This window comes from Paraburkholderia largidicola (assembly GCF_013426895.1).
GTDB classification, from domain to species: Bacteria; Pseudomonadota; Gammaproteobacteria; order Burkholderiales; family Burkholderiaceae; genus Paraburkholderia; species Paraburkholderia largidicola.
In genome coordinates this window covers 2,931,223-2,943,385 of the sequence record NZ_AP023174.1, presented here as the reverse complement: position 1 = coordinate 2,943,385, position 12,163 = coordinate 2,931,223, and the positions used below count along the sequence as shown (strand labels likewise).

At 62.9% G+C, this 12,163-nt stretch carries 7 protein-coding genes; 4 read left to right on the top strand and 3 right to left on the bottom strand.

Annotation, left to right across the window (positions count from 1 at the left end):
- Positions 1-469: 469 nt before the first annotated feature.
- Positions 470-1,462, bottom strand: coding sequence for a 2-hydroxyacid dehydrogenase (locus tag PPGU16_RS13025; RefSeq protein WP_180720355.1), 993 nt, complete (start codon positions 1,460-1,462; stop codon positions 470-472).
- A 63-nt stretch (positions 1,463-1,525) separates the two neighbouring features.
- Positions 1,526-2,515, bottom strand: a complete 990-nt coding sequence (locus tag PPGU16_RS13020) for a LysR family transcriptional regulator (protein WP_180720354.1) — start codon at positions 2,513-2,515, stop codon at positions 1,526-1,528.
- 575 nt (positions 2,516-3,090) lie between these two features.
- Here PPGU16_RS13020 and aspT (PPGU16_RS13015) point away from each other — a divergent pair.
- The 4 genes from aspT (PPGU16_RS13015) to PPGU16_RS13000 all read left to right on the top strand — a co-directional run bounded on the left by aspT (PPGU16_RS13015) (position 3,091) and on the right by PPGU16_RS13000 (position 9,799).
- On the top strand, positions 3,091-4,779 hold the full coding sequence (gene aspT, locus PPGU16_RS13015) for an aspartate-alanine antiporter (RefSeq protein WP_180720353.1): 1,689 nt from the start codon (positions 3,091-3,093) through the stop codon (positions 4,777-4,779).
- Between the two features lie 186 nt (positions 4,780-4,965).
- The gene (aspT, locus tag PPGU16_RS13010; RefSeq protein ID WP_180720352.1) at positions 4,966-6,651 is read left to right on the top strand and encodes an aspartate-alanine antiporter; all 1,686 of its coding nucleotides are present in this window, start codon (positions 4,966-4,968) and stop codon (positions 6,649-6,651) included.
- Between the two features lie 125 nt (positions 6,652-6,776).
- Positions 6,777-8,426 carry a bifunctional aspartate transaminase/aspartate 4-decarboxylase gene (locus tag PPGU16_RS13005; protein ID WP_180720351.1) on the top strand — a complete coding sequence of 550 codons (1,650 nt, stop codon included), beginning with the start codon at positions 6,777-6,779 and terminating at the stop codon, positions 8,424-8,426.
- Positions 8,427-8,572: 146 nt separating this feature from the next.
- Complete coding sequence (locus PPGU16_RS13000; RefSeq protein WP_180720350.1) at positions 8,573-9,799, top strand: pyridoxal-phosphate-dependent aminotransferase family protein; 1,227 nt, start codon at positions 8,573-8,575, stop codon at positions 9,797-9,799.
- Positions 9,800-10,708: 909 nt separating this feature from the next.
- On the opposite strand, the gene PPGU16_RS12995 is transcribed toward PPGU16_RS13000, so the two are convergent.
- Positions 10,709-11,920, bottom strand: a complete 1,212-nt coding sequence (locus PPGU16_RS12995; RefSeq protein ID WP_180720349.1) for an MFS transporter — start codon at positions 11,918-11,920, stop codon at positions 10,709-10,711.
- Positions 11,921-12,163 lie beyond the last annotated feature (243 nt).

The following is a 12,163-nucleotide window of genomic DNA, read 5'->3' as shown; positions in this document are numbered from 1 at the left end:
GGTGGCAAACTGTGTGTCGGCCCAAGTGCTCCGCACCCCTTACTTCGAACCGATAGCGCACGCGTGCCACCCGTAAGAGCGCTAACGCATACGACGCGATAAGCTACACACAGTTTGCCACCTGGGCGGCGTAGACCATTCGCTGCCGCTGGCCTTTGTGCGGGAGTCTGACGTAGGGGATGAGCACATTCAAAGCGCTGGCAACGCATGCCAGCAGGGAAGTTGCGGTGTGAAGCATGGGGACGTTGGGGGCCCGTGGATAAGAACAAGCTCTGGCGGTGTGAGCCGCTTTCTTTTGCCTACTTTTCTTTGCGGCGGCAAAGAAAAGTAGGTGCCGCCCCGCACAGGGGCGACGCCTGAAGCACGAAAGCAAAACGCGGATGCCAGCGCAAGAGCAAGCGCAAGAGCAAGCGCAAGCGCAAAACAGCAAGCACCCTCCAGCCGCCGGCCGGCAAAAACCAAAAACCAACTACACCTGAACCACATTCCTCGGCGTCCCATCCCGCCACGCCTCCACATTCCCGAGCGTCGTCTGCGCGATCTCCGTCATCGCCTCGCGTGTGAAAAAAGCCTGATGCGCGGTGACGATCACATTAGGAAACATCAAAAGCCGCGCGAGCACGTCATCCTGTAACGGCAGATTCGAGTGGTCCTCAAAGAAGATCCCACCTTCCTCCTCATACACATCGAGCCCGAGATGCCCCAACTGGCCGCTCTTGAGCGCGCCGACCAGCGCGTTGCTCTCAACTAGCCCACCGCGCCCGGTGTTGATCAGCATCGCACCCCGCTTCATCTTCGCGAGCGCGTGGCGATCGATCATGTGATACGTAGACGGCAGCAACGGGCAATGCAGGCTCACGATGTCCGAATCCGCGAGCAGCGTGTCGAGCGGCACGTAGCGCCCGCCGAGCGCCAGCAACTCAGTGGCGGGCGGCCCGGGATCGTGCGCGAGCACCTGCATGCCGAACCCCGCCATGATCCGCGCGAAGCAGCGGCCGATGATCCCCGTGCCGATCACGCCGACCGTCTTGCCGTGCAGGTCGAAACCCAGCAGCCCGTTCAGCGAGAAGTCGCCTTCGCGCGTGCGGGCGACAGCGCGCGCGAGCTTGCGGTTCAGCGCCAGGATCATCCCGACCGCATGCTCCGCGACCGCGTGCGGCGAATAGGCGGGCACGCGCACGACGCCGATGCCGAGCCGCTGCGCCGCCGCGAGATCGACATGATTGAAGCCCGCCGAGCGCAGCGCGATCAGCCGCGTGCCGCCCGCATGCAGGCGTTCGAGCGTGGCGGCGTCGACCAGATCGTTGACGAACGGACACACGACGTCGTAACCCTCGGCGAGGATGGCCGTGTCCGCTTCGAGATGCGACTCCTGGAAGTGCAACTCGAAGCTGAACGCGGCGTTCGCCTCGGTGAACGTGTCGATGTCGTACTGGCGGCTGCTGAACAAAATCATGCGCATGGTCACTGGCCTCCTGATGGACGCCCGCGGGGCGTCATCGATGCGTGAGCAACCGCGCGTGGCTCACGAAGCGTGCTGCGCGGCGGGATGCAGGTCGTGCGGGATGATCGCATGCGCGTCGGCAGGCAGCGCTGACGCGGGACAACCCGCATGCTCGAGCGTGTAATCGACGAACGCGCGGGTTTTCGCGGGCAGATGACGGCGGCGCGGATAGACGAGCGACACCTTGGCCTGCGATTCGTCGACGGTGTAATCCTGCATGATGCGCTTCAGCGCGCCCGTTGCGAAGTCGTCGGCGACGAGCGGCTCGGGCAGCACCGCGACGCCCATTCCGGCAATCGCCGCGAGCCGCACCAGCAGCGGGCTGTTGACCATGTACGACGGATCGAGCGTGACAGGCTGCGCGTCGCCGTCGCTTTCGATGAAATGCCAGACGGTCGGGCCGCGTTGCTCGGAAGGCGTCGCGATGCACGAATGCAGCGCCAGATGATCGGGATGGCGCGGCTCCTCGCGCGCGGCCAGATACGACGGCGCGGCGCACGGCACGAGGCGTTGCGTCGCGAACGACAGTTCGACGCTGTCGGTATCCGCCGACGCGCCCGCCGCCGACGGACCCGCAATGAACAGGCCCACGTCATAGCCGTCTTCGATCAGATGCGGCAGGCGCTCGGCGAGCGTGAGCCGGATACGCACCTTCGGAAAACGCCGGCGGTAACCGTCGAGCAGTTGCGTGAGTGCCTGGGCCGACAGTGCGCCCGTCGCGACGACGCGCAGCGTGCCGCCCGGCTCGCGCTCGGTGCCGGCGACCGAGCCTTCCAGATGATCGAGTTCCTCGAGCAGTCCGCGGCAACCTTCCAGATAATGCGTGCCGGCTTCGGTCAGCGAAAGGTTGCGCGTCGTGCGATTAATGAGGCGCGCATGCAGGTGCGCTTCGAGTGTGGCGATCGAGCGCGTCACGAGCGCGTTCGATACTTTCAGTTGCTGGGCCGCTCGCCTGAAGCTCTGTGTTTCGGCGACCCGGACAAAGACCCGCATGGCGTAGATCTGATTCATGGTGGCGCCCTCGTCTAGCGCGGTGCTGCCGCGCGTCGTTGACCCGGCTGTGGCGTGCGGCAGCTTTCTGCGTCGGCCTTTGCGGGTGTCGTACCGTCAGATTGCAGACAATCTGAGGGTTCATAAATTTTGCAGATCCGGCACAAAAATAATATTGACAGTCGCTGGCAATTACAATATCTATTAAAACGACGACGCTATTTCGAAATTGTAAAAAGGCTGGCATTTCTGTCATATAGCGGAAACGGTCTAAACGATTTCCGCACGCTTCAAATGCGGACATAAAAAAGCCTTCGGCTGCACGAATCGTGTTCCGGTTGTTCGACAACTTTGCGAGGGAACGATGTCTGTCAACAGAAGCAACACAAGCTGATTCAAGGCTTCTCACCGCTCGCGCCATTTCGTCTGACGTAAATCCGTCAGTGCGGCGCATTACATCCGCCTCGAATATGGCCGGTTAATTCCGGTAGATATTCACGCGCTTCAATTAACGCGACTAATTGCCGTGCGGATTATCGCGGGCCACATTTTTAAAAAGATTCATACAACGATCCGCTTTGCCGGGAAATCGGAACATGGTCGCCGAATTGCTTAAGTCGCAGCCGGAGATTGCGCTGTTCGCGAGTCTTGCACTCGGCTATCTGATTGGCTCGTTCAAGATCGGCCCGATCCAGCTCGGCGGCGTGTGCGGCACGCTGATCGTGTCGCTGTTGCTCGGGCAAACGGGGGCGCGCATCAGCCCCGATCTCAAGAACATCGCGTTCGCGCTGTTCATCTTCGCGCTCGGCTTCACGGGCGGGCCGCAGTTCTTTGCCAATATCGGGCGCGGCTGGCGCTACGGGCTGCTGTCGGTGGTCGAAATCGTTTCGGTGCTGACCCTCGTGATGCTCGCCGTCTGGCTGCTGCATCTCGATCCAGGCACGGCAGCCGGGCTGCTGGCAGGTGCGGCGACGGAATCGGCCGTGATCGGCACGGCTTCGGAAGCCGTCGCGAAGCTCGGTATGGCCGAAGCCGAGACGTTGCGCCTGCAGGCGAATATCGTCACCGCCTACAGCGTCAGCTATCTGTTCGGGCTTATCACGATCGTGCTGTTCACGAGCCAGTTCGCCGCACTGCTGTTACGCGTGAATCTGCGCGACGAAGCCGAGCGCGTATGGCGGCAACTCGGCGGCGGCGACTCGCTCGGGGAAGGGGAGCGGCTCGCCGCGCCCGCGCTGGTGGGGCGCGCGTTCCGCGTCGGTCCGGCGGCGGGTGTCGCGATTGGCGCCTTCGAGGCGCGATACGGCCACAACCTGACGGTCGAGCAGATCGAGCGCGGCGGCGCGTCGCTTTGCGTCGCGCCCGATCTCATGCTCGCGGCGGGCGATCTCGTGCTGGTCGGCGGAAGGCGCGAGGCGCTGGTCGCCGCTGCGCCGTCGATCGGCGACGAAGTCGCATCGGGCCATCACTTTTCGACGGCACTCGCCGATATGGTCGACGTCGTGCTCACGCGCAAGGACGCACACGGCGCGACGATCCGCCAGCTACGCGAGCGCGCGGACCCGGAACAGGGGCGCGGCATCTATATCGCGGCCGTCACGCGGCTGGAGTCGCGCGTGCCCGCGCTGCCCGGCACCGAGTTGAACCGCGGCGACGTGCTGACGCTGGTCGGCGCGAAGGTGGATGTGCTGCGCGGCGCGAAGCGGCTCGGCTACCTGCTGCCCGCCACCTTGAAAACGGATTTCGTCTATCTCGGCCTCGGCGTGCTGATCGGCATGGCGATCGGGCGGCTGTCGGGCACCTTCGGCGGCGTCACGCTCGCGCTCGGCACGGGCGGCGGGTGCCTGCTGTCCGGGCTGCTGTTCGGCTGGATCCGCTCGCACTATCCCCTCGTCGGCTCGCTGCCGCCCGCCGCCGCGCAAATCCTCAAGGACTTTGGGCTGGCGACCTTCATCGCCGCGGTCGGGCTGTCGGCCGGACCGGATGCGATCAAGCTCGTGCGCGAATACGGACTCGCGCTGCCTGTCGTCGGAATTCTGATGGTGCTGGTGCCGGGACTGCTGTCGCTGTGGATCGGCCGGATGTTCCTGAAGCTCGACGCGCCGATGCTGCTCGGCGCGATTGCCGGCCAGCAGTGCAGCACGCCCGCGATCAGCGCGCTGGTCGGCGTGACGGGCAATTCGACGCCCGTCATCGGCTACACGATCACCTACGCGTTGTCGAACATTCTGCTGCCGCTGATGGGCCCCGTCGTCGTGGGGCTGGCCGCTCAGTTTGCGCACTGATAGGCGCGATCGGCATGCGAGGCGCGGGATTGCGAACGGACAAGGAAAACAGAAGCGAATGACAGCAACATCGAAATGCCCAAGTGACCGAAAGGATCGTGCGGGCAGGGGTTGCGGACGGTAGTGCCACGTCGTCTGCTGCGTTTCGCGCGGGGCGCCCGCGTGCGTTTTCTCTGAGAGGGCACGATGGACCTGATACACAGCATCTTTCACAAGTCACCAGAAATAGCGCTGTTCCTGTCGCTGGCCGTGGGGTACTTCATCGGCCAGATCAACTTCGGCAAGTTTCAACTGGGCGGCGTCGGCGGCTCGCTGCTGGCGGCCGTCGTGATCAGCCAGGCGGGCGTGTCGATCGACAACGGCGTGAAAGCCGTGATGTTCGCGGTCTTCATCTACGCGGTGGGCTACGACTCGGGGCCGGGCTTCTTCAACTCGCTGAACCGCAAGACCTTGCGCGAGATCGCGATGGCGCTGTTCCTCGCCATTTCGGCGCTGATCACCGTCCTCATCTGCGCGAAGATTTTCCATCTGAACAAGGGGCTGGCGGCGGGGCTCGCGGGCGGCGCACTCACGCAGTCGGCGATCATCGGTACGGCGGGCGACGCGATCGCGCGTCTCGGCCTGCCCGCCGACGAGGTGAAGTCGCTGCAGTCGGACGTCGCGATTGCGTACGCGGTGACGTACGTGTTCGGCTCGCTCGGCGCGATCATCGTATGCGTGAACATCCTGCCGAAGTTCATGGGCCGCGACCTGCGCTCAGCCGCGCTCGACGCCGAGGCGAAGCTCGCGGGCGGCACGCCATCGCGCGCGCCGGGACAACTGGCGGCGCTGCCCGAACTGGTCGGACGCGCGTTCAAGGTCGGGCCGGCGGCGGGGCGCAAGGTGTCCGAGATCGAAATGGCCGCGCAGGACTTCGTGTCGATCGAAAAAATCCGGCGCGCCGGCAAGGAGATCGAGCCGGGACCGAACGTCGTGCTCGCGGCGGACGACATCGTGCTCGTCGTCGGGCGGCGCGAGGGCATGGTGCCCGTCGCGCCGAGGATCGGCACCGAAATCTCGGATGTCACCGACGTCAGCGCCGTCATGCAGACGCGCCAGGCCGTGTTCACGGCAAAAGGCCTGAACCACACGACGATCCAGAAAGTGCGCGAAACCGTCGACCGCGATCTGCGCCACGGCGTGTTTCTCGAAAGCATCACGCGCGTCGGCCAGCCGGTGCCGATCCTGCCGGAAACGAAGCTCGAACATGGCGACGTGCTGACCTACTTCGGCTCCGCGAAGGATACGAAGCGCGCGGTTGCGGCGACGGGCTACGAGCTGCCGTACTCGATCAAGACCGATTTCATCTACATGGGCATCGGCATGGTGATCGGCCTGCTGATCGGCCTGGTCGTGGTCAATATCGGCGGCGTCCCGCTCACGCTCGGTTCGGGCGGCGGCTGCCTGCTCGCGGGTCTGGTGTTCGGCTGGATGCGCGGCAAGCATCCGATGTACGGCGTCATGCCGCCCGCCGCATCGAGGCTGTTGCAGGACTTCGGGCTGGCCGCGTTCGTGTCGGTGGTCGGGCTGAACTCCGGGCTGCAGGCCGTGACGACGATCAAGCAACTCGGCGTCACGATCTTCCTGCTCGGCGTGGTCGTGACGCTGGTCCCGCTGCTGCTGACGATGCTGTTCGGCCGCTACGTGCTGCGCTACGACAACGCGGCAATTCTGGCGGGCGCGCTGTCCGGCTCGCGCAGTGCGAACCCGGCGTTCGGCGGCGTGCTAGACAAGGCCGAAAGCGCGGTGCCGACCGTACCGTTCGCGATCACGTATGCGATAGCGAACGTGCTGCTGACGTTGCTGGGACCGCTCGTCGTCGGGCTGGTCTGAACGCGTGCGCCGACGGCACGGGCGCGCCGTCGGCGGAACCGATTGTCAGGAAAGTAGCCGGCGCCCGGGACGGGCCATTGCCCGCAACGCGCCGGCGCATTTCCCCTTTTACTGGAGAACGCATCATGGCAAAGGACAACAAGGGCAAGGATCAGGCAGCGTTGCAGGCGCTCAGCCCGTTCGAACTGAAAGACGAGTTGATCAAGGCGGCAGGCGGCGGCGCTGTCGAGCGCCCGGCGAACGCCTCGATGCTGAACGCCGGCCGCGGCAACCCGAACTTTCTCGCGACGATTCCGCGCCACGGCTTCTGGCAACTCGGTCTGTTCGCGATGCGCGAGTCAGAGCGCTCGTTCGCGTATATGCCCGAGGGCGTCGGCGGCTTTCCGAAGCGCGAGGGACTGACCGAGCGCTTCGAACTGTTCCTGCGCGAGAACAAGGGCGTGCCGGGCATTGCGTTCCTTGCGGGCGCCGTGTCGTATGTGCGCGATCAGCTGGGTCTGTCGGGCACCGATTTCCTCTATGAGATGTGCGAAGGCATTCTCGCGTCGAACTACCCCGTGCCGGACCGGATGCTGAAGCTGTCGGAAGTGATCGTTGGGCAGTATCTGCGGCGCGAGATGATCGGCAAGTATCCGTTCGTCGGCGAGTTCGACATCTTCGCCGTGGAAGGCGGCACGGCCGCGATGACGTACATCTTCAACACGATGAAGCAGAACCATCTGATCAAGGCGGGCGACACCATCGCGCTCGGCCGTCCGATCTTCACGCCATACATCGAGATTCCGACGCTCAACGACTACGAGCTGAACGTCGTCAATCTGGATGCCGATGTCGAGAACAACTGGCAGTACTCGAAGGCCGAACTGGACAAGCTGCGCGATCCGAAGGTGAAGGCGTTCTTCCTCGTGAACCCGAGCAATCCGCCGTCCGTGAAGATCAGCGACGAAAGCCTCGAATACATCGCGGACATCGTCAAGGAGCGCCCCGACCTGATCCTGCTGACGGACGATGTGTACGGCACCTTCGCCGACGACTTCGTGTCGCTGTTCGCGCTCGCGCCGAAGAACACGATTCTCGTGTACTCGTACTCGAAGTATTTCGGCGCGACGGGCTGGCGGCTCGGCACGATCGCGACGCACAAGGACAACATTCTCGACAAGCTGATTGCCGAGTTGCCGAAGGACGTCAAGAAGATCCTGCATCATCGTTACGAGTCGATCACGACCGAGCCGGACAAGCTGAAGTTCATCGACCGGCTGGTCGCGGACAGCCGCACGGTCGCGCTGAATCACACGGCCGGCCTGTCGACGCCGCAACAGGTGCAGATGGTGCTCTTCTCGCTGTTCTCGCTGATGGATACGCCGGATGCGTACAAGGATGCGCTCAAACGCCTGATCCGCAGCCGCAAGCGCGCGCTCTACGAAGAGATCGGCATTGCGTTCGACGAGAAGGACGCGAACCAGGTCGACTACTACTCGATCATCGACATGGAGTACTTCGGCGAGCGTGCATATGGCCGCGAGTTCGTCGACTGGCTGCTCAAGCACACCGAGGCGTCGGAGCTGCTGTTCCGCCTGGCGAGCGATGCGCGGGTCGTGTTGCTGCCGGGCATGGGCTTCGGCACGAAGCATCCTTCGGGGCGCGTGTCGCTCGCGAATCTCAACGAGTCCGACTATCGCAAGATTGGACGCGCGATCCGCAAGCTCACGGATGAATACGTCGAGCGCTACAACAAGGAGACGGGCAAAAACATTCAACGCAAAGAGGTCAAGTGACAATCCGGCAGGCAAAGACCGGGATGCATCTCTTGCGCAATCGGACATATGGGTGAATGATCGAAAGACGGCCCGCCGCCCGCAGGTGTTGCTGCGCGCAGCGGGCCGTTTTCCTGTTCCTGTTCCCCGTTCCATGCGTTCCGATCATGACCATTACAACGTCCAACGTCGTTCCCTGTCCTGAAGTCGAATCGCTCGACGCGATTCTTCCCGAAGAGCCACTCCTGATGATGGGCGCCGGCCCGGTGCCGATTCCCGCCGCCGTCGCGAAGGCCAATGCGATCGTCATCAACCATCTGGGCAACACGATGGCCAAGGTGGTCGGACAGGTGCAGACGATGGCGCGCTACGTGTTCCAGACCAACTCGAAGTGGGTGCTGGGCGTGGCGGGACCGGGCTCGGCGGCGATGGAAATGGCGATCTCCAATCTCGCCTGGCAGGGTACGCGGGTGCTGAGCATCAAGAACGGTTTTTTCAGCGCGCGGATGGCGGAGATGGGGCGGCGCGTCGGCGCCGAGGTCTCGCTGCTGGAGGTTGGCGACCGTGCGGTCGCGACGCTCGAGCAGGTCGAGGAAGCGATCCGGCGCACGCGTCCGGAGATCGTGACGATCGTGCAGGGCGAGACGTCGAACACGGTCTGGAACTATCACCTGAAGGACATTGCGGCGCTGGCGAAGCAGGCGGGCGCGCTGGTTGTCGTCGATGCCGTCTGCACGCTGTCGACGATGCCGCTCGATATGGACGCGTGGGGCATCGATGCCGTGATTACGGGTGGGCAGAAGGGGTTGTCGTCAATTCCGGGTGTTTCGCTGATCGCGTTTTCGGATGCGGCTTGGGAGCGGGTGAAGGGACGTCCGCATGCGAGTGCGCATTGGTGTCTGGATGCGTCGCTGGCGGAGAATTTCTGGCACAACGCGGGGTATCACTATACGGCGCCTGTTTCCGGCGTGCTGGCTTTGCACGAGGCGTTGCGGCTGGTTTGCGCGGAGACGCTGGAGAAGCGGTTTGCGCGGCATTTGAAGTGCTCGCTGGCGTTGCAGGCTGGCGTTAGTGCCATGGGGTTGGAGTTGTATGCGCCGGCAGAGTGCCGGCTGAACTCTGTGGTGGGAATCGAGGTGCCCGCTGGGCAGAAGTCTTCCGGCCTTACTCCCGCTGATATTTGCGCGCATATCTCGCGGTTTCATCAGGTTGAGATTTCTGGTTCTTTTGGGTTGCCTATTGTGCGGATCGGGCAGATGGGCGAGCAGGCTCGCGCTCATAATCTGTTTCGTACGCTGCACGCGTTTGGGCGGACGATGGTTGAGCTTGGGGTTGGGGTGGATTTGCCGGCTGGCGTGGCGGCGCTTGAGCGAGCGCTGGCTGGGAGGGATTGAGGCGGGGTGTCTGCGACTGCAGGGTGGTTTGCTTTTGCTTTTGCTTTTGCTTTTGCTTTTGCTTTGGGTTTGGTTTGCGGTGGCATCCGTCTATTTGCCTTCGTGGTTCATGTGTTGCCGTTCGGTGGGTTTGGCTCTTGCGCTGGCATCCGCGTTTTGCTTCTGGTTTGCTAGCGTTGCCCCTGTGCGGGGCGGCACCTACTTTTCTTTGCCGCCGCAAAGAAAAGTAGGCAAAAGAAAGCGGCTCACACCGCCAGCACGTGTTCCTATCCACGGGCCCCCAACGTCCCCATCCTTCACACGGCAACTTCCCTGTTCGCGTGCGTTGCCAGCGCTTTGAATGTGCTCATCACCCGCGTCAGACTTCCGCAACAAGGCAAGCGGCAACGAATGGTCGATGCCGCCCAGGTGGCAAACTGTGTGTAGGTTGTCGCGACGGATAAGTTAGCGCTCTTACAGGTGGGACGCGTGTGCTATCGGTCCGAAGTGAGGCGTGTGGAGCACTCGGGCCGACACACAGTTTGCCACCTGGGCGGCGGCGGACTGTCTGGCGCGACATGCTGTAACGTGGGAGCGCAAAGCGGGTGAGGCGCGTCGCAAGAGCGCTGGCAACGAGCATGTATGACGTGATTGCCGTGTGGAGTGTAAGACCCTTTGAGGGCCCTCAGGCAAATACACGGGCTGGCGGTGTGAGCCGCTTTCTTTTGCCTACTTTTCTTTGCGGCGGCAAAGAAAAGTAGGTGCCGCCCCGCACAGGGGCAACGCATGCGAACCAGAAGCAAAACGCGGATGCCAGCGCAAAGTCGAGCAAACCGCACGGGCCAACGCGTGAAACGAGCTAACAGATGCCAGCGCAAAAGCGCACACGGCAACATCAAAGCCTGCGCAGCAGAAAACCTAACCCCAACCTCAAGCCGCCGCAGGCGCGTTAGGCGTCCGCGCATTGCGCAAATAAAGCATCGTAGACAGCGCTACAGCCGCCGCGGCGGCAACAGCCGCAAACAGAAACACGGACCCATATCCAAACTCACCGGCGATATACCCGGCCAGCGGCCCCGTAATCCCCAACGACAGATCGAGAAAAACCGAATAAGCCGACAACGCCGCACCTCGGCTAGCAGGCGGCACGAGCCCAACCGCCTCGACGCCGAGCGCCGGAAAGACCAAAGCAAAACCGAACCCGGTCAACGCAGCACCCGCAAGCGCGATATGCGGCTCCGGCGCGAGCCACAGCAACAACAGCCCGACGCACTCAAAAGAGAACGAAGCAATCGCAACCCGAAAACCACCATACGTCTTGATCGTATTAGCAAACAGCAAGCGCGCGCCGATGAACAGCGTGCCAAACACGGTCAGCGACAAAGCCGCATTCGGCCAGTGATTGGCCGCATAAAACAACGTGATGAACGTCGCGATAGACCCAAACCCAGCCGACCCAAGCGCCAGCCCAATCCCGTGCGGCAGCACACGAGTGAACACGCTGCGATACGACATCCGCTCACCATGCACAACGGGCACAGCCGCAATCAGGCGCGCGAGATAGAAACCCGTCGCCGCAAGCGCAATCACCACCACACCCAGCGCGAAAAACCCCACGCTATGCGCGATCGCGACGCCCAGCGGCGCCCCAATCGCGAGCGCGCCATACGTCGCGATGCCGTTCCACGAGATCACGCGCGCATTGTTCGTCGTGCCGACCCGCCCGATGCCCCACAAGATCGCGCCCGTGCCGCACAGGCTTTCGCCAAAGCCCAGTACAAGCCGGCTCAGCACCAGCAGACTCAGACTCAGCGTCGGCCACCGGCCAAGCAGCACGGCCAGCAGCAACAGCACACCGCTCACCCCGCAACCGATCAGGCCGATCGTCACCGTCTTCTTCGGTCCAAGCGTATCCGCCGAACGGCCGGCCAGCGGACGCGACGCGAGCGTCGCGAAGTACTGCACGCTGATCGCCAGGCCCGCGATCACGGCGCTGTAGCCAAGGTCGTCATGGACGTAGCCCGGCAGCACCGCGAGCGGAATACCGATCGTCAGGTAACAAAGAAAGGTGAAAAAAACGACCGGAATGATCTGCAAAGTGGTCGCAAATTCGCTGCGCGGTGTAGCGGAGTCGGCGGACATGGGGAAAACGAGACTTGAATTTGGCGGGAAGCCGTGATTTTCCCATGGAACCGATTCACTTGCAGGGTTTGCTTAATAATTTTCTCGTCGAGAAACAGGGCTTGGCGGCGCTTTTGACGGTTTCCCGTCAATTTCTTCGAGGTCTGGACGCCTTCTCGCCCCATCTCATTTGGGCATCGTTTGTCGCTTAATAGCTATATTTGACAAAAATACAGACAAACGGACATCGAGATATAAGCCCGC